The organism is Corallincola holothuriorum (genome assembly GCF_003336225.1).
In the GTDB taxonomy this organism is placed as follows: Bacteria; Pseudomonadota; Gammaproteobacteria; order Enterobacterales; family Neiellaceae; genus Corallincola; species Corallincola holothuriorum.
The window spans coordinates 12,650-34,435 of record NZ_QPID01000006.1 but is presented as its reverse complement, the minus strand read 5'-3'; the positions used below and the strand labels follow the sequence as shown (position 1 = coordinate 34,435).

The following is a 21,786-nucleotide window of genomic DNA, read 5'->3' as shown; positions in this document are numbered from 1 at the left end:
TGTGTTAATCACCCTCAAACTGACATAGATAGTGACACTCAATTCCGTGCTCGACTAAACGTTGCTCGCCACCGATATCAGGCAAAGAGATAACAAAACTCGCACCAACAACCTCTCCCCCCATACGACGAACCAGCTTAGCCGTGGCCTCAATGGTGCCGCCTGTCGCCAGTAAGTCGTCAACTAACAGCACTTTGTCACCTGGCTCAATGGCATCAACGTGTAATTCCAACGTGTCCATACCGTATTCGAGCTCATAGGTCTCATCAATCGTCTCGCGAGGTAGCTTATTTGGTTTTCTTACCGGCACAAAGCCAACCCCTAGCGCAAGAGCGACAGGAGCACCAAAGATAAAACCTCTAGCCTCGGTACCGACAACTTTGGTGATACCCGTATTTTTAAAGGGCTCAGTTAACAGAGAGATGGCCAGAGAAAACGCCTCTCCGTGCTCGATCAGTGAGGTGACATCCCTAAACTGGATCCCCGGCTTGGGGTAATCTGGAATGGTTTTAATATTGTTACGAATAGTGGCGAGGTTCTGCGGATCCATGGAAATCTGTTGTTAGGAAAACATTGGAACAAAGATTACCATAGAACGTCACTATGCAGAAAAAGCCACACGCAGGCTTGCATCACAGAAGGGAGATTTAGGCAGCCATCGAGCGGTGGCACTGCTTTATTGTTTCCAGCAATAGGTCACCGTTTATCGGTTTGGATAGGACGCCATCAACTATCTGGCGATCATATTCGCAATGGCTATCCGTGCTCAACAACAGAATAGGGGTATTACTGTAGGCAGGAAGTCGACGAATGTTTTTCGCCAACGTCATACCATCCATAATAGGCATACGTTGATCGATAACCACAGCCGCAAAGCTACGTTTTCGTGCATAAGTTAATGCACTCAAGCCATCACCGGCTTGTTCAATATAGACACCGAGCATTTGAAGCTGCAAGGCTAAGGCCTTACGCACTTTAATGTTGTCATCCACTAACAATACTGTTTGTTCCATTTGCCTCACGTCCTTATCTGGTGACTACGAGCGGCGATCGCGGGGCATTATAGAGAAAACACCTCTAATCGCTAGCCTCTATGCCGCAACAACGTAAAACAGCCATCACAAAATCGATAAATTACGTCAATACATCGGTACAGATCGACATTGACTACTTGGTATGACCTATCCCTGAACAGATAAGTTTCATCAAAAAGAAGCTAAAAATAACTAGCAAGAGGAATATAGGAAGGCACAGCAAAGGGAAAGGCTAACACCGTTGTGAAAGCCTCGACAGTGTTTAACCTACGAGCTTAAACCACGTCAAAGTGGCAGGTAAGGTAGGGATTAACAGGACAGCTAAAAAGCCCAAAAAATAGGCAAAATTAAAGGGTTCTTTAAACGGTTGCTCAGACATACGACACCATCAAATTGATCTAGATCAAAACAAAGCGCGCATGCTACTGAAAAAGCCACTCGGTCACAAGCATTAGTCAGAATGAAAATGACGAATAATTCCACGCTGCGATAACTGAGCAACTATCTGCGCAACTCCACCTGTTAACTGCTCAATATTGAACTGAGGAGCAACAGCAATTAGCTGTTCAGCTAACGTCGTAATAGTGCCACCCGGTGTTTCACTCAACATTTGCAATAACTGAGCAGTCATCGCATTAAGTTCTAGAAAACACACCTCATCCTGACGATCGCGATACACCGCTAAATAGGTTGGCTGTTCCCCCACAGCTGCGGGCTGGAACTCAACACTAATATGGTGCACAGGGTACTGGTAGCTGACCACCATCGCGGTATTAGCCAACATTAGTCGCTCAGAGGTTTCCGGGGCGGTAGCAACAAATCCGTCCGACTCAGTATCTAATGCAGCAGACACAGCAAGCTCGACCCATTCGTAATGGGCCAACTCGCGCATAAATGTCGGGTCGGCATCTCCAAGCTGATATTCATCAGCAAGAAAGGTCACGAATTCATTGGAGATATCGAGAAAAATGGGAGATCGGCAATCATGGCAGGCAAAAAACTGACGCACCAATACGAGCCACTCATCCTCATGATAAAGCGAATGAAGCACAGGGAATGCTGAATCAATGAAGCCTTTGACATTATTAAAAAATAGTTCCCGGTATACCTTCAGTCGACGCTCTTCGATACCGCTAGGAGGCTTGTTATCAAGTGGCTGACGAATATGCTCAGTCAACTCATATTGAATGACCTGAAATGATCTCATGCTATCAACACCTCAGGCTCAACAGCGATGCTCTGCTGGATCTGGCGGATCTTATCAACCTCTAGCAGCAACTCTTTCATCGGCGGTAAGTTAAAATCCCTTTCTAATAAAGTCGGAAGTACCCCATGAAATCGATACGCCTCCTTTAATAAATTCCAGACCGGGTCAATCACGTCCGCCCCATGGGTATCAACGATTAAATCATCGGCTTCGTTATAGTGCCCGGCGACATGAATATAGCGGATCCGTTTGCTCGGCAGTCCGCGCAAAAAAGTGACCGGATCATAGCCATGATTAACTGAATTCACATAGATGTTATTAACATCTAACAGTAACTCACAGTCCGCTTCTTCCAATACTCGATTGATAAAATCGAGCTCATTAATCTCCTGGCCGGGCGCGGCATAATAAGAGACATTTTCGAGAACCAATGGGCGCTCTAATATCTCTTGCACCTGTTTTACACGATCCGCGACATAGAGTGCGGCTTCTTCTGTGAACGGTATTGGAAGCAAGTCATAAAGATGGCCGTAACCGGAGCAGTAGCTGAGATGTTCTGAATACAAAGAAATTTGGTGTGCATCCAAAAAAGCTTTGACCTGGCGAACAAACTCCAAGTCCAACGGCTGTGGCGCACCAATCGACAAACTCAACCCATGACATAAAAACTGATGACACTCAGTTAACTGACGAAATTGCTTGCCGAATTTACCACCCAATCGCATCCAGTTTTCTGGAGCGACTTCCCAAAAATCGACCTCATTGGCTGACTTAGCGAGTGCATCATCCAGCATTTCTCTGCGCAGCCCTAAGCCGGCGCCTTTAATTTCGTCAACAGGCTTCATCTTACTACCCCGAACTTCTCAATGCCCAGAAACAACTACAGCCAGCTGCTGCTGGCTGTATGCCATGGCGTTTCCACCAGCAAATTAGTAGTTACTTAGCACCACCACATTTGCCTTCGCCGCATTTACCTTCTTTGGCAGCTTTCTTTTCGCCACCACATTTACCTTCGCCGCACTTGCCTTCTTTAGCGGCTTTCTTTTCGCCACCGCATTTACCTTCGCCGCACTTACCTTCTTTGGCAGCTTTCTTTTCGCCACCGCATTTACCTTCGCCGCACTTACCTTCTTTGGCTGATTTCTTACCTTCACCACACTTGCCTTCGCCGCACTTACCTTCAGCGCCATCAAGTTGATAACCAGCGACCAGATCCTGCACCGCAAATGGATTTGCTTCAGCATGTGCCGGCAGAGCGGCTAATGAACCAATAACAACCGCACCCAGAGCTGCTGCAACGCTAGTTTTCTTAATCTTGTTCATAACGATTTCCTTTTTACGTATTTAACAATTTTGTTGTGGTTAATATCGAGTCGTTGCTTCAGCCACAGCCCCGATGTATTTGATAAGACCTTACCGGCCAGATTTTTATTTCACTTTTTTTCAATGATTTTGATCAACATAGTTTAGAACAAGAAAGGTAGAACCGCGTGACGCCTCTAAAACAAGCGATTAAACTGCTGCGAATTGAACAACAGAAGCCGGCTTCTACCCATGCAAATATATTTGGCCCCAATGGAAGGCGTGATGGATGACGTCATGCGCGATCTCTTGACCAGGCGGGGTAATTTCGATCTTTGCATGACGGAGTTTGTTCGGGTTTCTGATGGTCTATTACCGAATAGAGTCTTTCGCCGTTACTGCCCTGAGCTCGCATTAGGGGGCAAGACACCGAGCGGTACTCCGGTGAGAATACAGCTCTTGGGTCAAGATCCCGAGCTGTTAGCAGAAAACGCCGCCAGAGCGATTTCACTAGGGTCGCAAGGGATCGACCTGAATTTTGGTTGCCCAGCCAAAACCGTTAATAAAAGCCGCGGAGGCGCAATACTTTTACAATCCACAGCACAGATTGAACGTATCGTTGCCAGCGTTAGAGCTGCTATCCCCTCCAGTAGTCAACTGTCGGTAAAAATTCGCTTAGGGTGGGAAGATTGCCAGCTAGCGGAAGATAATGCGCTGGCGATAGAAGGCGCAGGCGCTAACAGTCTCATCATTCACGGCCGCACCAAAGCACAAGGCTACCTGCCGCCTGCCGACTGGCGACGCATAGGAAAAATCCGCTCGCACCTTAAAATACCGGTAATAGCCAACGGTGACATTTGGAGCCCTGATGATTACCGCCAGTGTCGAGACGAAAGTGGTTGTGATGACATCATGTTAGGTCGTGGAGCCCTGCGTATGCCCAATTTGGCAGCACAAATAAAGGGAGCCAATAGAGGCGTTAAGATCCCCCCGGATGATTGGCAAGCAATAAAAATTGAACTGGGTTACTTCTACCGTCTGACAATGCGTTCACGCAATAGAGCCTATTTTGCCAATCGAACTAAGCAATGGTTGGCGCAATTAGCCCTCCGTCACCCCAAAGCAAAAGAAGCCTTTAACAGGATCCGCAAATTGACGTCAGATCAAGAAATAGTCAGAGTTCTTTGGCAGCATTCAAGCGATTTGATTTAGGTCATCCGAAATAGCCAAGCCGTTACCTATGATAGCTACATCACATTTTGTATTTTTATTAGGTCAAAACGGTAGCTTACATGTGTAGCCCTTTGAGCAAACAGCACCAAGAGAAGTTTGAAGATATGCTATCGCAACAAGCTGATGCCCTGTGTAAACAAGCACAGGCGTTGCACATTTCATCACAAGCATTGGCAGCCAATGGCGATATCAAACAGCCCAACAGCATCGACCACTGGATAGACTTTCTCTATCAGTGCAATGACGATGCCTCTTTCCAGATAAGAAGAAAACTTGAAGGCATTGCGGCCGCACAGCAGCAAATTGAGCTGGGTCTGTATGGGCTCTGCTCTGATTGCGAAAGCCCAATTACCCTAGAACGCTTACTCCAGGAGCCTTCCCAGCAGCGTTGTGGCATCTGCGAAGCTAAATTCAACCAATTATCAGCCAGTAGCAAACGAGTCTGGCTCTAAGTGAACCTCAGATAAATGGCCGCACTTGAACCAGTGCGGCCACTTCAACTCAAGAAAAAGAGTTAATCCAATTATCCACCTTCTCTTCAAGTACTGCCAACGGCAAACTGCCATCGAGCAATACTTGGTTGTGGAATTCACGCAGCTCGAATCGCTCACCCAAAGCAGCTTCAGCCTTCTCCCTTAGCTCAATGATTTTCAGCTGGCCAATCTTATAAGATAAGGCTTGGCCTGGGATCGCCATATAGCGTTCAACTTCAGCGACGACGTCAGACTTCGCCATGGCGGAATTATCCAGCATATATTGGATGGCTTGCTCTCGACTCCAGCCTTTGGCATGTAGACCTGTGTCGACAACCAAGCGCATCGCGCGCAACATTTCATCGCTCAACTTTCCAAAGTATTGATAGGGATCTTTAAACAGGCCCATCTCCATTCCAAGATATTCCGCATAGAGCGCCCACCCCTCAACAAAGGCTGTCGCACTACTAAACCTCTGATAGGCAGGCAGATCGTCCAACTCTTGCTGAATAGTGATTTGAAAATGGTGCCCAGGGGCAGCTTCGTGTAACGATAAGGTGGTCATCCCCCACTTAGGTTGCGCTTGCAAATTGTATGTATTGATATAAAAAACACCCGGACGAGAACCGTCAGGAGAGCCAGGCTCGTAAGAGGCTCCCGCTGCAGACTGCTCTCTGAATGCCTCAACGGGCCGAACTTCATAGTCGGTCTTAGGCATCACGTCAAAATAGGCAGGGAGTACAGCATTGATTTGCGCTTTTAAGCCACTATAGCCTGCGATCAGCTGACTTTTGTCACTAAAAAAATAACTTGGGTCAGATGCCAGGTGCTGCAAGAATGCTGAAAGATCACCAGTAAACCCTACTCGTTGACGCACTGCTTCCATCTCATTCCGGATCCGAGCAACTTCCCCTAAACCAATATGGTGGATCTTTTCCACTGGCATCTCGGTTGTTGTATGACGATTGGCCAGATGTTGATACCAGGTCGCGCCGTTCGGCAGATCCCACATCCCATCAGAGCCTCTCGCTAACATAAGATATTCATCGTTCAAAAAGCGGTAGAGCTTAGTAAATGAAGGGATCACGAGTTCAGAAATTGCTTTGCGATAATCCGCCTGGAGCTGTTGCTGTTGTTCTTCGCTCAACGATGAAGGAAGCTGCTTAAGTGGCTGTACAAAAGTACTGGTGTCTATATCGGTAACCAGTTGTGACGATATCTGCTCAAGCATTCGCTCAACTAATATCTTCGGCAACACAACGCGACTCTCGGCCCCTTCTCGCATCCTGACGATGACATCATCAACCCAAAGTTCAAAGCCGGCCATGCGCGCCATAAAATCACGATAGTCTTTTTCTGTAGTAAAGGGTTGTGCGCTCTCCCCACTGCCAAGTTGCACAAATGTGCTGTAGCGAGAATAGAACTGATTAATCGGCATAAAACGCTGTGGAAACGTTTCATCTGCGAGATCGACTTGGCGATCGTACAGAAATATATCCAAGGTTAACTTTCGTGCCGCAGATAACTTATCCCTAGGGATCGCTTCGGCCTTTTCTTCATAGCTGGCATTCAACTCATGCCTAGCATGTAAATAAGCGTCGGTAAGATCGTTGCCCAGCACACCATTATACTGATACTCCCCCATGAATGGCGCATACAAAGGGTCTAACGCTAGCACTTCATCTAAGTAACCATCAACCAAAGTTGTGACGGCTTGATCAGCTGATTTAGCGGACTGAACAGTTATGTCAGATTTGGGTTCACAACCTGATAAAAAAAGTACAAAGGCTATGATAAAAATAATTCGTTGCATCACTTACTTCCAACCTATCCATCGACTGCGTTCTATACTTGAGCTAACTACGATAATAAAACTCAGAGCCGATTGTTATGATTTTTTCCTATCGAAATAGTGCATTTAGGGACGTTGTTACAGGTTTATATAACCAAGCCTACTTCTTAGAGGTGTTTCAACGGGAATGGAAACGACAACTTCGAGAGCAGCAATCACTTTCCATCTTATTAATTGATCCACATTTACCGCACACGCCACAAGCACAACAAAAGCTTTTGCTAAACAAATTAGCCAGATTACTTGAAGACAGCACTTATCGCGCTACCGACATCGTTTCCCGAATCGATCCCATGTTATTTACACTTTGCCTTTTCAATCTCAATGAATCCGGTACAGAGACCGTACTGAACCGACTGTTTGCTATGTTAGAACAATTGCAGATCAGCCAAAGCGAGGAAAACGGCGCTCCAGTAAACATTGCCATCGGGGCTTTGAACGTCCTGCCATCACCAGATATTGAGATCGACTCTTTATTCGCTGAACTACAAAGATTAACGAACGCCGCAGAACAAAAAGGGCAAAACCAGTTTGAACTGGAACGTTTATCGATACACGCAATGAGACACTAAATAGAAATAAAAACGGCTTCCGAAGAAGCCGTTGATTCTAAAGCTTAACGCCGTTACGTCCTGCCTTTTCCCGAATATAAGCAGTCCAGCTGGTAGCTGACTTCTTAGTATTGGGATATTCCTTAGCCTTCAGAACACTGGCGTAAGCATCTTTATAGTTGTTCTGATAGAGGTAGGCCTCAACCAAAGACATATAGATGCGTCCAGGGTTTGTTACCCCTAGTTCCAGAGCTTTATGGTAAGCATCGGCTGCTTGCTGATAGTTCTGATTTTGCAACTGCAAATTAGCCAACTTGCGCCAATAGTTAGCATCACCGGTCAGTTCTGCAGCGGCCTTATAGTACTCAGCAGCGCGATCAATCTCTTTTGCTGAATGCCATGTATTAGCCAAAACAGACAGGCTTTGTTCATTGCGTTCAAGCAAACCAGATTTCAAGTATTTATCCTGAATCACTGCAGATTTGTAAGGCATTCCATTTGTCGCATAAAGCTGAGCAAGCGCTTTAATTTCATTTGGCTTTTCGAGGATCTTTTGCTTATAAGCAAGTTCCATCGTCGCCAGCGCTTTTTGATACTCATCAACCATCATATAAAACATGCCAAGCTGTGGCCACCAACGTGTATCTTCAGGAAATAGGCTAACAAGTTCCTCTAATACGCGAACACTCTTCTTAAAGTCTTTCTGCTCATAGTAAGAAGAAAGCTTTAATACGTAGGCGTTCTTTTCAGGCTTACTAGAAACCGCAATAGCCTGATCAATGGGGGCAATCATATCGGCATAGCGACCAATCTGATAATAAGCCTGCGCCTTTCGAAGATAGACTGAAACATCTTGCTTTCCAGTAAATTCCATCCACGCATCATAAGACGTAATTGCATCGGCAAACATCTCTGCTTGCATCTGCAAATCTGCCAACAATCGCAAAGATTGAGCCTGCTCTGCAGTGTTCAATACATCGGGCTCGACAGAAGCCTTCAAGAGTTCAACAGCCTTTTTAGTCTGTCCCTCTTGAAGTGCATACATGTTACCTAAGAACCGGTCAATGTAGGCTTTATCGTAAGCTTTACTCGCTTTCTTCTTTACATCGTTCAGGATTTCAATGGCACCAGGGATGTCATTGTTTTCTGAATATGCTTCAAAAGCGCGTGTTACTTTCTTACCTAAGTTCTGAGACAACAAGCGCGTTTTACGCTTTTTATGCTTCTCTGCAACAGGATCTTTCTCAGCCGCACTCACTGTATTTGCGACAGGAAGACTAAAAGCGAAGACTGTCGCGAATAATGCGATAGCTATATTCTTAATCATCAATCCCCTCCCAAACTGAAGTCTAACTGAACAACAATACCTGGCTGCTCCACCGCTTTACCGTCTACAAATTTAGGGTCATAAACCCATTTACGCAGAGCTCGCTTAGCGTTTTTATCAAATACACGCTTGGGCTGCCCTTCAAGGACTTTGATGTCCTTAGGTCGCCCGTCTGTACCGATAGTAAAGCGCAGTTTCACCCAACCTTCGATACCATCTCGAGCAGCTTTGGGCGGATAATCAGGTGGAATACGGACTTTAGGCGTCGCGTCCCCCTCCTTCTTAATCGCACCAGGGCCCCCCATTCCGCCAGCATCTGAAGATATATCAACAGCAGGTACATCAAGAGAAATACCCGGTGCAGAGTTATCTACTGGATCTGGCTCAACTGGTGGCGCCTTTGGCGGCTGTTTAGGTGGCGGTGGTGGCGGTGGCGGAACACGACGACGTTCCTGTACCGACGATTTGGGTTTATCCATCACGATATCGATCACGGGCGTTGGAGCACCCGCTTCGTGCCGTTTAGGCCCCCCTCCAATGAGAGCAGCCATAAATACGAACAGACCGAAGGTGACGGCTACGCCCAACAATAGGGAAATCAGTAACCGTACCATAGTTAGTTATTCTCCGCGGCAACCGATATCTTGTCGATACCTGCCTGCTTCACTTGGTCCATCACTTTAACAACGACACCATGTTTGGCTTCGACGTCAGCTTGAATAACCACAGTATCAGTAGGCTGCTCTGCCAGCATACGTTCGATATTAGCGCCAACACGCTCTACATCAACCATACGCTTGTCCATCCAAATTTCGCCATTCTCACGAACAGCAATAAAAATGTTAGCATTCTTCTGCTTAGTTGCAGTTGATGCTTTTGGACGAAGAACTTCAATACCCGCTTCCTTAACGAAGGAGGTCGTCACAATAAAGAAGATCAGCATGATAAATACGATGTCGAGCATCGGCGTCATATCAATGCCGGCTTCCTCTTCTTGGCTTCTATGTTTACGTGCCATCTCAAAATCTCTCTTTAATGATGCGGCAAGCTGTCGATCAGACTCTCGCGGGCCACTTTAACTTTGGCCTCAAGGCGTGAACTAAAAAATACGCCTGATAATGCAGCAACCATTCCTGCCATTGTAGGGACAGTTGCCATCGAGATACCTGATGCCATCAAACGTGGGTTACCCGTACCTTGAACAGCCATGATCTCAAATACCGCGATCATACCTGTAACGGTGCCAAGCAAACCGATCAGTGGACAAATAGCCACCAGCGTTTTGATAAACAGCATGCGTGCATTCAGCTTTTCAGCCGCTTCGGAAATCCAGGCCTCACGGATCCTGTGTGCGTACCATGAAGTGGTATCTGCGCGAGCATCCCAATTCGCAACGATAGCGTTGCGAACACGAGGAAACTCAACGTAGAGGAACCAATATCTTTCGATCATTAGTACCCACATTAGGAAAAGCGCGGCCGCAACGATCCAGAGGACGTCACCGCCAGTAGCGATGAAGTTCCTGACAGATTCCCAAAGCTCCATCAGGTAAATCATCATTAGGCTTTCTCCTGCTCCGCATGAGCGGCCACAATTCCAGCGCTCTGCTCGTCAAGTACTTGAACAATGCTCTTGCTGCGAGCAGCAACCAAGCTATGCACAAGGATCAATGGCAATGCAGCAATTAGGCCCTGGGCCGTTGTTACCAATGCCATAGAGATAGAGCCAGCCATCACTTTAGGATCGCCAGTACCAAACAGTGTGATTGATTCAAACGTTTTAATCATACCCGTTACAGTACCTAACAGACCCAATAGTGGGGCAATTGCGGCTAAGATTTTGATAATGGCTACACCACGTTCGATTCTAGGAGTCTCACGTAACACAGCTTCATCAAGTTTGAGTTCAAGATTTTCGGTATCCGAAGCCTTGTTCTCTTGATATACCTTAAGAATACGGCCCAGAGGGTTGCCTTCATTAGGCGCATCAGTATTTTTCAATTGACGACGGATCTTGGCACCAATCAAGCCCAAGGTAATAAAGCGTTCAATAGCGATCAAGAAACCAAGCGCTAGCACGCCGGTAATGATGTAACCAACCAAACCACCTTGATGATAACGCTCTGTAATCGTCGCTTTCGCTGTCTGTAAACCTAAAATCAATCCCTGTGATGGATCGATGTACAAAGGTTCGAAGCCTGCCGTTGCTTGATTGAACGTAGAAACTGCGCCAACGATGTAGCCGTCAGGCTGACGACCTAATGGCTGCACTGTTGCTGTATCAGAACCAAACAACAGGTACTTATCTTCACCTAGGAGGTTAAAAGTACCGACACGAGTAACAGTTTGCTCGGTGCTACCACCTTCAAGTTCGACAACCTCGGCGTTGAATTTAACCACTTTGCCTGATTCTGTCATTTCGGTCTGAAGAGCAAACCAAAGATCTTCCAACTCTTTCAGGGTTGGTAGCTCTTTAGCTTCAGCCAATTTAGACAGCAGCTCGCCTCGGCCTTTATATTGAGCGCTAACGATGGAAGTAGAAATACGGCCAACGGTATCACCGGCTGCTTGGCGAACCACACCAAACATTTCACCCAAGGTACCCTTGGCATTCTCCAACTCAGTCTCTTTTTCGACTAAAGCTAATTCATTCGCGTTAAACTGCTTTTGTAGTTTAACTTGGCGAGCTTCTTCTGCTGCCTGCGCTCTTTTAGCTTTTTTCAATAGAGAGAGTTTGTCTGCTCGCTCATCAAGGAATTCCTGCTCACGTTCCTTATTCAGCTTGCGTTCGCTGATGCGATCTTGCTTCACCTGTTTGAGCAGTTGGTCAAGGCTCGCGACGTTTGCAGATGCTGGTAAGGCTGTGAAAAGTACAGCGGCAGCAACTGAGATACTTACTAGAACTTTTCTCATTTTCCACTCTCCGCTGCTTTAACAGGTAGTTTGATCAAATCGACCGCAGCCTGCTTGCGTGCCATACGAATCGCTTGAGTAATCGGATTCAGATATTCATCACCAAGCACTTGCCAAGCTCGGGCGTCGTTATCCCAAACCCAAGCATTTTTCTGATCTAGTGACTGAGCAACAAAAACCACACGACCCAAGTGGAAAAGATCAACTGTGACAACAGAGCCATCAAGCTCTAGTTCACCTTGATAGGATGCAATCTTGTTACCGTAATCGTTTTCGATCTGGTAAGCCTCTAGCACCTGACGATATTTCTCAGAAGTGGTAACGTCAGACCGCCCCATCAGCTCACGTAGGCGCTCAACGCGTTCAGTACGATCTTTGAGCAGAATAGGCACATCGAGAGCAATAAACTGTTCCAGCGTATCGATCATGCGATACATCAGTGGAACAACACCTTGGCGGGTCTCTTCGATACCATCTATTTGCGTTTGAAGCGAAGAAAGAACGGCATTTTGATCATTGACAAGGCGCTGTAAATGATCGTTATAAACTTTTAAATTTTCAGTCTGGTCGACGACTTCACGATACTCAACAAGCAGATCTTGGCTCTGCTCGTACAGGCTATCGATCTTATCCTGTGACTTTGCAGCTTCTTTATGAATACGGACCGATTCTGCCTGGACATCAGAAAGCGGTTCCGCTGTAGCGCTCACGGTAGCGAAGGCAAAAGCCCCAGCCAACGCAGAAGCGATAAGGCTTTTCTTTAATACTCTGGACATAGTTCCCAACCAACTATTGGCGTTAGAATTTCCATGACGGATCATGGGTTTTTTTTGGCTATTGTCTTTCTTATTATTAGCGTGTGCAAACAGCGCACAACAACTGACAAATCCTCTTAGATCTTGCCAGAAATGTCAATAAATCATGCCAAACGTTTCATTTTGAATGTAGATAACTGTAAAGCATATGTTGCAAACAAGGTACTTAGGCAAAATGAAAACGAGCCTTTCTCTATAGGTTTCAACCACAACCTATGTGAACCAGCAGTTAAATGCGATTGTGATTCGACGACCGGAGCCTACATAAGGAGAGACCTCATGCATTAAGTAGCTAGGAAAGATAACTAAGTCACCAGCTTTCGGTTGTATCACAAGAGTATTGTGACTTAACGGCCCTTGTAACGAACAATTACCGGCGTCACGATGCATTTTGATTGCGGGATTTGGTGTCGCAAACTTTACTAATCCACTGTCCTTTGATTCCGCAAGAGATTCACCTGGATCAACAAAATAGATGCCAGACCAGCTAGCGTTTGGATGATTATGCTGTGACACATAGCCACCATTCGACGTTAAATGTACCCAGCTATGAATATTAGGTTTAAGTTTAAGCGAAGCAGTTTGATCAAGGTTGTTTAGCTTTGCGACACTATGCAACAAACTATGCATGATAAATTTACGCAGCGATCTGATCTGAGGTTCTTCTCGATCCAATAAGGCCCATTCAGACTCATATATATTGACTTGATTAGTCGGTACTGGCTGAAGCGTTTTATAAACCCCATCTTTTTCCCAAGCCAAAAACATATCGCGAAGATCGCGATTCAAAGCTTCCGGTGATGGATAAGAAACTCTAACAATGGGTACAGCGAAGTGCATACCAATGTTGATGTTTGACTGCATAAAAACCCCCATAAAAAAAGGCAGACCAAGTCTGCCTTTTTTACTGTCACCTAATACCAATTAGAAATTGATTTGAGTGCTCAGATACCAACGACGACCAACGAGGTCGTATGTGTACAAGTCGGTATTTGAATCATTATAGCTTGTGTAATAAGGAGGCTCTTCGTCCCACAAGTTGTTTACACCTGCTTGAATTCGAACATTATCCAATACGTTATAACCAACTGACGCATCATGATACCAAACCTCATCAACTTCCAAAGAGCCTGGGTTCTCGTAGTCTGCAGGATCTTCTCCATACAGCGCTTTCAACTCATCAGTCATCGAATCGATATAACGGATCTGATAGAACGCGTCCCACTTATCTCCTGCAACTTGCAGTGCTAAGTTAGATTTCCACTCAGGTGTAGATCCAGAACCAAATGTAACAACACCAACGTAATCTAACTTAGTTCCGTCCGGGCTGGTTTCTTCGAACTTATCTACCCACGTAGTATCCCAAGTTACCGTCCAGTCTAGACCCGTTGCTTGGAAGTTATAACGCACGTTGAAGTCAATACCAGCTGTTTCTAACTTGGATGCGTTTTCATCCAAGTAGAGAATGCCATCAACTTCACCGTCAGCTAAACGAGTAAAGTCATTACAGTAAGAACCTGAACCTCCGATACCACCATCAGCAGACGCGTAGCACTGATTAAGCTTTGTGGTCGGGTCAATCTGTGAGATCGCATCGTCAATCTCAATACTGTAATAATCTACAGTCAAAGATAAACCATCACCTAATCCACCAAACAAACCATCAAAGTCAGCTACGAAACCAGCGGTGAAAATATCAGCCACTTCAGGGCTCAAATCTTCGTTACCACCGGCAATAGCACGTACTTGACCGTCCTGCTGCTCATAGGCTCCGCCAAGGTCAGCCATACAGTTTTGATAAGTGTTGCTATTTGGATCGAGGGTCTGCCAATTACTACAAGGGTCACTATAACCCTCATAAGAATCGCCTTGACCACCAAACAATTCAGGAATACTTGGGGCACGGAAAGCTTGGTCTGTGTACTTAGAGCGGATCATGAAGTTCTCATTGATTGTCCAAGTAGCCCCCAAGTTCCACGTACTATCGGAACCAAACGTCGAATAATCAAAATAACGCATCGCTGCAGTCATATCCAAACGTTCAACACCCGGCAGGTCTGCGAGCACAGGAATTGCTAATTCGAGGTAACCCTCGTTAACGTCGTATTCACCTTCTGTAGGTAAAGCAGCGTTACCACCACCGATACCGTATTGAGACAATACATCTGGGTTATCAGAGCCAGTTTCACGACGATGCTCAACACCGAACGCAAAGCCCATCATACCGGCAGGTAACTCAAACACTTCACCTGAAATATTCGCACCGTAAAGCTCTTGGCTGTTATCACCAGTATCCACTTCGGTATAAGAGACATAGTTAGCAGCAGCAGCAAGCTGGTCGTCGGTCATATGACCTACACCGAACCAGTTCGCACATGGAACTTGGTCTACGCCATTACCACCTTCAACACAGACGCTTTCATCCATGGTCTCAGCGAAACGCTCTTTATTGACCTGGTTCTTAGTCTTCGCTGTACCATTGTTACGAGCATACTGATAAAAAACTTCCCAATCGAAAGTTCTTTCAGCCGCATCAAACGTACCATTGAAGCCGGTAACTAAACGGAAAGTATCAACTTCCTGTTCCATTTTACGAGGGCCAATATCCGTCATACGGCGGGTATTCATGGTCGCATCGAATTCATCTGCGTCGTTCCAAACACCATCGCCATTTACGTCATTAAAGAAACCGTTTTCTGCAAACCAGCCATCAGACGTTGTCGGGTTGTAGTATGAACCTGCAGCCGATGTGCCAAGGCCATCAGGACGGGTTGGAGCCATTTGCTGCTTAGAACGGCGGTTGGTATACATACCTTCAGCAAACACACTGATATCATCAGCTACGTCGTACTTACCGTTGAAGTTCAACTGCACACGGCTTTGTGGTGTATCGAGGTATGAAGAAGAAGCGTAGTTGTAGCTGTCTTCAAAGAAACTGTAGTCTTTAAAGCTTTGGCCACCAGCACCAACTTCACCGAGGCTCTGACCGCCAGGCAACCACTGTCTTTGCCCGCCTACACCATCACCGTTGGCATCAACTAAATTACCACGACCACCGATGGTGCCGCTTGAACCGCCACAGAATTTGTCGTACTTACCGTCGCCATCCAAATCAAGGAATTCGAAGATTGGGCACTCAGAGAAGTCACGATCAGACTGACGAACTTCTTTTTTATCATAATATGTTGCGTTGACAACAAAATGACCACGATCGAAGCTTTGGCCAAGAGTTGCACTCAAAGTACCTTCTTCGCCATCATTTTCAAAGGTTTCACCATACTGCGCATCAAACTGGAAGCCTTCAAAATCATCTTTCAAGATAACGTTGATTACACCAGCAATTGCATCAGAGCCGTAGACAGCAGAAGCGCCATCTTTAAGCACTTCAATACGCTTAATGAAGGTGACAGGAATGTTATTTAAGTCAACGGAGGCATTGGCGCCTGTACCTGACATTGGGAAACGACGTCCGTTAACCAATACCAGAGTTCGCTCAGAACCCAAACCACGCATATTCGCTTCAGCTTTACCCACTGAACCGTTGTTAACATTGGTACCCAAAGCGGCACCTGCGGTAGAAGTCATCTGACGAAGAGCATCGTCAATACGAGTAATACCCTTTTCCATCAAATCCTGTGCGGAAATGATACTTACCGGACTTGCGGTTTCTAGGTCAGTACGCTTAATACGCGAACCTGTAACCTCAATACGTTCAACTTCTTCGTCCGCCGCATAGGCCGGAACTGCGGTAGCTGCGCTCGCAAACGCGCCACCAATCATAGCTAGGCGCACAGCCTTAGCCAGTTTGCTGGATGTGTACATCTGTTTTTCTCCCTGGACCACTTATTTTTAAAAGTGTTTTTTTTATGCATCGGCTGAATCAAGTCAGTCCGAATAGTGAACAAGTCAGCTAAGCAAACCTGTTCTGTCGCACCTCGGATATAAGCACAAGATTCCCTAATTGGTCAACACCAATTTTACAATTGATTAATATCCGTTTACTTAGCTTTACAAAAACCACAAAAAGCCTATCACTTTAGAATCAATGTGTTAGCGGAGAGCAATTGCTTGACTTTAGTGCGAAAGGAGCTACCGGCGCGCCAAATTGATGCAATCACTAAGCAAGTGTTGAAGGGATGTAACGAAACGTTACAGTACATTATTTACACTAAAATTCGATACTTAGCCGCCACCGAACCGCCCGTAACGCCAATCGACATTACACGGCGGCTAGCTAGAGCAATATGGAGGGCTGTGTTAACCTCCTTAGATCTCTCCTCGCGATAGAATACTGCGGTAAAATGTTTGAACTAGGCTTAGACCTACATGTATGGGCATTGCTCTGCGGAGCCGCGCTCCTTGCAGGTTTTGTTGACGCCATCGCTGGCGGAGGAGGTCTACTTACAGTACCTGCACTAATGTCTGCCGGATTACCGCCCCATATCGTATTAGGCACCAACAAGCTGGCCGCCACATTCGGCTCGTTCGCAGCCAGCCTTACTTATTATCGCAAACGTCTGTTCCAACCGATGTTTTGGGTCTATTCAATATGCTGCACAGCGGTCGGTGCCATCATAGGCACAGTGGTCGTGGATCTAATTAGTGCTGACTGGCTGGAGCGTATACTGCCTTTAGTCATCATATTTATTGCGCTTTATACACTGTTTCAACGTACGCCCCCTTTATATCAAAACCGTTTACCCAAGCGCTCATCACGCCTTGTTAAAGCACAATCTGCACAAGGCGTAGTTTTAGGTTTCTATGACGGTTTTGCCGGTCCTGGCACGGGTGCATTTTGGATGGTTTCAAATATGGCGATCTACAAAATGGATATTTTACGCTCCAGTGGTGTTGCCAAAGCAATGAACTTCGTCAGCAATGCTTGCTCACTGGCTGCGTTTATTTGGTTAAGTCATGTGAATTGGGGAATTGGCTTAGCCATGGGAATATGCATCATGTTAGGTTCCTTTATCGGTGCTCACACCGCGATCCGTTTTGGTGCAAGTTTTATCAAACCTGTTTTTATTACTGTCGTCGTGTTGATGGCACTTAAATTGGCATATCAAGCATGGTGAATTCGGCAAATCAGTGGTTACAAGGTATCGGCACAAAAATTGATGCGCTAGATAGACAAATAAAAGAGGGGCACCTCAAGAGTAGTATTCGTCACGAACAGCTGTTTGGCACCTACCCTGTTAACCTGAAACAAGCCTGCCAGCAATGCAGGGAAACACTAGCCCGGGTTCGCGAAGCCTCACAGCGTCATAAAAGTGAAGCATTACTGCAATATTATTGCGAACAGCTTAATGACCAGCTTGCTGCCTTGTTCAATGCCGTCAAGCAGGCGTCACAAACTAAAACTGAACAACACACAAACTACTCTGCAGAAGTACTTAAGCTGAAAGAGCAGTTGGACAAGCATAGAGAATACGAACGCAGATTGCTTAGACGAGTGCAACAGTGTCAGCACTCCGTGGACAACGCCAGAAGTGAGCAATTCCGCCAGCAATGGTTGAATTGGTTACAAACCGAAAAAAGCCGACTACAGAAGTGTCGACAGGCATCAGCTGAGATCGAAGATCAGTTAGAGCTTGCGCAACGCCAGCATCAATAGTGAGGAGAATCCAAGGATGCGTCACCTAATCATTATCTTGTTATCAGTAGCAGCTATAACATTGCCGCAACAAGCTGCAGCTAATACCACATTAGCCATTCCAGAAGAGATAGAAGTAATCAGTGTTGATGGCAAAGATCTTGGATTTCGTTTGCTAAATCAGCCTGATAGGCTGAACTTCGCAAAAGGCGAGCATGTTCTGGAACTACGCTATAAAGACTTATTTGAAGACGATGAAGGTGCGCACGCGGTCATCAAATCTGTGCCCTTGTATGTCCGTTTTGCCGCTATCGAAAATGGCGAATTTAAGATGCTGCTGGAGATCCCGGAAGATGAAGAGAGTGCAGAGATCTTTGCGGCAGCGCCTAGTGTGCAGATAATCAATACACAAGATAACTCTGTAGTAATGACTCGACAGGTAACAGAAACCAAGCAGCAGCAAAACTGGCTTGCCAGTTTATTAGCTCTGCCAGATGCTGACGAGGTGCATACTGCCCCCGCAGTTCCAATTTCTGACGACCTAGCGACGCCACAAACAGCTTCCTCGGTGGCAACCGGAGCTAAGCCAGTTACGCCTAAAACACTTGAGATGCTCAGATACTGGTGGCAGGAGGCCGATGTTGCAACCCGCCAACAGTTCATGAAAGAAGTACTCAGCCAATAGTCTTCATCACCCTCCCCTCAAAGACAGGCATCAAACCATGAGCTATAGCTCATAGTTTGATGCCACCGATTGTATAACTGCCCATCGCTTAGCTAGGCTATTGATTGTTAAATCTGAAACGAGATTGAGAGTCAGCTATGAAATTGGATTTAGATATTCGCAATTATTTTGAGCAATTGGTTGCAGAGCGGATTGCAAAACTAAACATCGATGAATCTGACGATGTAGAGTTTCAATCTGACCTCATGTGTTTAGCATTAAATCAGCTGCCCCCTCGCTATATTCGCCACGAAGTAGATATGGCCTTTTATCTCCCCGCCAATGAACGTTTACAAATGGAGATGCAGGCCAACGAGGCCGTCGAAAAGTCACTCCATTTTCTCAGAGAGCGAGCATCAGAAGCTTAGTAAAGACTTATCTGCATAAATAGAGTCGAAGTTTCAGTGTCAACTAAGCTTCCGTACCTATCTAAATCCAGGAAGGACAGTAAATAATGTGGGCCAAATACTTCGCACACTCGCTATTCTTTTTCCGCTCGGGATTCCACTACTGGATTGTGATTGGTGGCGTTTTGGTATCAGCTGCGGTTCCGGCTGCAGCTGATAGCTTTCGCGCAGATATCGCTTTCAAAGTGCTGTATGTTGACGATAAAGAGATAGGCTCATTCCAGTCTCAAGGAAAACCCTTTCCACTAAACGCCGGTGACCATCAAGTTTTACTGCGCTACTCGAAGGACTTTGGGCGCCCCACCTCACCAGATGTCATTAGCTCTGAGCCAATCGTCATCCTATTCAGTAGTCAGCCAGGGCAGACGATTTCAATTCAAGCAGCACTCCCTAGTAACAAGCGCGAAGCGCGGAAATATGTCAATCAGCCTAGCTTCGAGCTGATTGATGAAAATGGTGTTCAGCTTCCAATCCAATGGTTCATGTTGCCTCCTCAAGATGGCTTCCAACTCAACAGAGATCTACCCGCAGAAGCTGAAGCCTATAAGAAACAGCATCAAATCTCTCTTGCTACCACATCAAATGAACCCGCACTCGCACAACCCGCCGCCGAAAAACTTCAACCAGCCAAAATACAAACACCTCCAACACCATCTGCACCAGTAGCATCAACGGGCCTAGATAACTCCTTATCAACTGTGACAACGGGCACAGAGTCCGTCAGTGTGATGCCCCCCCCGGACCAAACCACACCACCAGCTCCCCGAGTCAATAGTGACAAGTTAGAAGCACTGCAGCAGCTATATAGCCAAGCAGATGAAGAAACAAGAAAACGTTTCCAGATTTGGATAATCAATCAACAATAAGAAGCCAAAACCAAAAAGCTGAACGGCGGCGCGACTTCATACACTTTTGCGCCCAATAACACCGCCCCACGAGCCTCACTTTTCAATAAAGTAAAGCTAAAAAAAGCTCAAAACCTATCTCCCGCTTTCTTTCAATCCCCCGCACTGTTTTTCAAAGCTGATTTTTACGTTTTAGCTTACTTTTACCATATATAAAGCCGATACGGTGCTACGCTTAGTCTAACGCCAAATATCTCTATATATAAAAGAGTTAAGTGCGTATTTGAAAGGATGAATACGGAGACTTCGCAATGCAAAAATCAATAATTGCGCTGGCTATCAGTACACTGATACTGCCAGCGACGGCCCATGCGGCTGATGTTTACAAAAGCGGAAAAACAACGGCAGCCATTGGCGGTTACCTCGAGATGAATCTTACCCAGTCCGACGGCGACACCGATATGGACGACATTAATTCAAGGATCAACTTCTCCTATACTCAAGAGCTGACCGAAGGCTGGGATGCATTTGGCTTTGTAGAATGGCGTATAAACCTGGTAGATAACACAGATCGAATAGGCTTTAGTCAAGGTGGCGATAGCTTTGCCAGCTCTGCCGATGACTTCAACAATACCGTTAATTTACGCCATGGCCAAATTGGTGTTAAACATGACAAATGGGGCACAATCAAGGCAGGCAAACAGTGGTCAGCCTACTATGACGTCACAGCGCCCACTGACGTGCTTCTCGTTTGGGGCGGTAACGCCTCCGGAACATACAACTATGGTACGGACGGTGGCCAATCAGGTACCGGTCGTGCCGAAAAAGCGATTACCTACCGCAACAGCTGGGGTGATTTTGACCTCGCACTGCAGTATCAGGCGAAGTCAGGTTCTGAAACAGACATCTACGCCTGCCAACAGGATCCAAACGTACCTTGTGATCCCGATAACTTGGGGCCAGTAGTCACCAGCATTGAATACGATTATGGTGCTGGCGGCTCAGTTACCTACCATACGCCCTGGGACATCGCCCTAGGAGTGGCTTACAACCGTTCTGAACTCAGCAATGCCCCCAATGTTGCTGGCTTTAACGATGACTACGAAGACGTTGTCGCTGTAGGAGCGGTTTATGGCGCCTATAGCGATCCCATCAATATCGCCATCAACTACAACTGGGGAGAAAACCACGAATTTGATGATGCCGGTACGGTATTTGATAGCGAAGGGCTGGAGATTTATGGCCACTATATGCCGGTGTCAGACTGGCGCTTATACGCTGCATACAATTACCTGAAAGAAGCAGGCGATGACGCCGGCTATGATGGTGATTTCGAACTGAAATACTTTGCTTTTGGTGCCCAATATATCTGGACAGAAACCTTCATTCTATACACAGAAAACAAGATTGAAGACAGCAGCTTCACCAGCGACAAAGATCCTGACAACATCTACTCGCTCGGTGTCAGATACTATTACTAAGTCGTCAAGCGCTATCTCCCAAAAAGGATC

General features: G+C 46.2%; 23 protein-coding genes. 9 read left to right on the top strand and 14 right to left on the bottom strand.

Going from position 1 to position 21,786, the window contains the following annotated elements; genetic code table 11:
* Nucleotides 1–4: 4 nt before the first annotated feature.
* From apt to DU002_RS10830, 5 genes are all read right to left on the bottom strand, one after another.
* The gene (gene apt / locus DU002_RS10850; protein ID WP_114338415.1) at nt 5–550 is read right to left on the bottom strand and encodes an adenine phosphoribosyltransferase; all 546 of its coding nucleotides are present in this window, start codon (nt 548–550) and stop codon (nt 5–7) included.
* 97 nt (nt 551–647) lie between these two features.
* Nucleotides 648–1,013 (bottom strand): response regulator, encoded by a 366-nt coding sequence (locus DU002_RS10845; RefSeq protein ID WP_114338414.1) that lies wholly within the window; start codon nt 1,011–1,013, stop codon nt 648–650.
* 472 nt (nt 1,014–1,485) lie between these two features.
* Nucleotides 1,486–2,241: an HvfC family RiPP maturation protein gene (locus DU002_RS10840; protein ID WP_114338413.1), complete on the bottom strand. Its 756-nt coding sequence runs from the start codon at nt 2,239–2,241 to the stop codon at nt 1,486–1,488.
* Nucleotides 2,238–3,086 (bottom strand): HvfB family MNIO-type RiPP peptide maturase, encoded by an 849-nt coding sequence (locus DU002_RS10835; protein ID WP_114338412.1) that lies wholly within the window; start codon nt 3,084–3,086, stop codon nt 2,238–2,240. Before DU002_RS10835 ends, DU002_RS10840 begins: the two co-directional genes overlap by 4 nt.
* A 91-nt stretch (nt 3,087–3,177) precedes the next feature.
* Nucleotides 3,178–3,564, bottom strand: a complete 387-nt coding sequence (locus DU002_RS10830) for an HvfA family oxazolone/thioamide-modified RiPP metallophore (protein WP_114338411.1) — start codon at nt 3,562–3,564, stop codon at nt 3,178–3,180.
* A 231-nt stretch (nt 3,565–3,795) separates the two neighbouring features.
* Between DU002_RS10830 and DU002_RS10825 the strand changes: the two genes are divergently transcribed.
* Both DU002_RS10825 and DU002_RS10820 read left to right on the top strand, forming a co-directional pair.
* Nucleotides 3,796–4,755 carry a tRNA-dihydrouridine synthase gene (locus DU002_RS10825; RefSeq protein WP_114338410.1) on the top strand — a complete coding sequence of 320 codons (960 nt, stop codon included), beginning with the start codon at nt 3,796–3,798 and terminating at the stop codon, nt 4,753–4,755.
* Between the two features lie 80 nt (nt 4,756–4,835).
* A complete protein-coding gene (locus tag DU002_RS10820) occupies nt 4,836–5,228 on the top strand; it encodes a TraR/DksA C4-type zinc finger protein (protein WP_114338409.1) in 393 nt (130 codons plus the stop codon).
* A gap of 49 nt (nt 5,229–5,277) precedes the next feature.
* On the opposite strand, the gene DU002_RS10815 is transcribed toward DU002_RS10820, so the two are convergent.
* A complete protein-coding gene (locus DU002_RS10815) occupies nt 5,278–7,062 on the bottom strand; it encodes a DUF885 domain-containing protein (protein ID WP_114338408.1) in 1,785 nt (594 codons plus the stop codon).
* Nucleotides 7,063–7,139: 77 nt separating this feature from the next.
* On the opposite strand from DU002_RS10815, the gene DU002_RS10810 reads away from it, so the two are divergent.
* On the top strand, nt 7,140–7,673 hold the full coding sequence (locus tag DU002_RS10810) for a GGDEF domain-containing protein (protein WP_114338407.1): 534 nt from the start codon (nt 7,140–7,142) through the stop codon (nt 7,671–7,673).
* A gap of 37 nt (nt 7,674–7,710) precedes the next feature.
* Here DU002_RS10810 and DU002_RS10805 read toward each other — a convergent pair whose 3' ends face one another.
* The 8 genes from DU002_RS10805 to DU002_RS10770 form a co-directional block, all read right to left on the bottom strand.
* Nucleotides 7,711–8,979, bottom strand: coding sequence for a tetratricopeptide repeat protein (locus DU002_RS10805; protein ID WP_114338406.1), 1,269 nt, complete (start codon nt 8,977–8,979; stop codon nt 7,711–7,713).
* Nucleotides 8,979–9,593, bottom strand: a complete 615-nt coding sequence (locus DU002_RS10800; RefSeq protein WP_114338405.1) for an energy transducer TonB — start codon at nt 9,591–9,593, stop codon at nt 8,979–8,981. The genes DU002_RS10805 and DU002_RS10800 overlap by 1 nt, the downstream gene beginning before the upstream one ends.
* 2 nt (nt 9,594–9,595) lie before the next feature.
* Nucleotides 9,596–9,997: an ExbD/TolR family protein gene (locus DU002_RS10795; protein ID WP_114338404.1), complete on the bottom strand. Its 402-nt coding sequence runs from the start codon at nt 9,995–9,997 to the stop codon at nt 9,596–9,598.
* Between the two features lie 14 nt (nt 9,998–10,011).
* On the bottom strand, nt 10,012–10,536 hold the full coding sequence (locus tag DU002_RS10790) for a MotA/TolQ/ExbB proton channel family protein (protein WP_114338621.1): 525 nt from the start codon (nt 10,534–10,536) through the stop codon (nt 10,012–10,014).
* Between the two features lie 2 nt (nt 10,537–10,538).
* Entirely contained in the window at nt 10,539–11,891 is a 1,353-nt protein-coding gene (locus DU002_RS10785) for a MotA/TolQ/ExbB proton channel family protein (RefSeq protein WP_114338403.1), read from the bottom strand.
* Entirely contained in the window at nt 11,888–12,667 is a 780-nt protein-coding gene (locus DU002_RS10780; RefSeq protein WP_114338402.1) for a DUF3450 domain-containing protein, read from the bottom strand. Before DU002_RS10780 ends, DU002_RS10785 begins: the two co-directional genes overlap by 4 nt.
* 252 nt (nt 12,668–12,919) lie before the next feature.
* On the bottom strand, nt 12,920–13,570 hold the full coding sequence (locus DU002_RS10775; protein WP_158538030.1) for a TIGR02466 family protein: 651 nt from the start codon (nt 13,568–13,570) through the stop codon (nt 12,920–12,922).
* A gap of 60 nt (nt 13,571–13,630) precedes the next feature.
* Complete coding sequence (locus DU002_RS10770; protein ID WP_114338400.1) at nt 13,631–16,528, bottom strand: TonB-dependent receptor plug domain-containing protein; 2,898 nt, start codon at nt 16,526–16,528, stop codon at nt 13,631–13,633.
* 479 nt (nt 16,529–17,007) lie between these two features.
* On the opposite strand from DU002_RS10770, the gene DU002_RS10765 reads away from it, so the two are divergent.
* The 6 genes from DU002_RS10765 (at nt 17,008) to DU002_RS10740 (ending at nt 21,756) form a co-directional block, all read left to right on the top strand.
* Nucleotides 17,008–17,781, top strand: a complete 774-nt coding sequence (locus DU002_RS10765) for a TSUP family transporter (RefSeq protein ID WP_114338399.1) — start codon at nt 17,008–17,010, stop codon at nt 17,779–17,781.
* The gene (priC, locus tag DU002_RS10760; RefSeq protein WP_114338398.1) at nt 17,775–18,320 is read left to right on the top strand and encodes a primosomal replication protein PriC; all 546 of its coding nucleotides are present in this window, start codon (nt 17,775–17,777) and stop codon (nt 18,318–18,320) included. Before DU002_RS10765 ends, priC begins: the two co-directional genes overlap by 7 nt.
* Before the next feature lie 16 nt (nt 18,321–18,336).
* Complete coding sequence (locus tag DU002_RS10755; RefSeq protein WP_114338397.1) at nt 18,337–18,984, top strand: DUF2057 family protein; 648 nt, start codon at nt 18,337–18,339, stop codon at nt 18,982–18,984.
* 137 nt (nt 18,985–19,121) lie between these two features.
* Nucleotides 19,122–19,391 carry a late competence development ComFB family protein gene (locus tag DU002_RS10750; protein WP_114338396.1) on the top strand — a complete coding sequence of 90 codons (270 nt, stop codon included), beginning with the start codon at nt 19,122–19,124 and terminating at the stop codon, nt 19,389–19,391.
* 86 nt (nt 19,392–19,477) lie between these two features.
* Complete coding sequence (locus DU002_RS10745; protein ID WP_114338395.1) at nt 19,478–20,296, top strand: YccT family protein; 819 nt, start codon at nt 19,478–19,480, stop codon at nt 20,294–20,296.
* A 290-nt stretch (nt 20,297–20,586) separates the two neighbouring features.
* A complete protein-coding gene (locus tag DU002_RS10740; protein ID WP_114338394.1) occupies nt 20,587–21,756 on the top strand; it encodes a porin in 1,170 nt (389 codons plus the stop codon).
* Nucleotides 21,757–21,786: the final 30 nt, after the last annotated feature.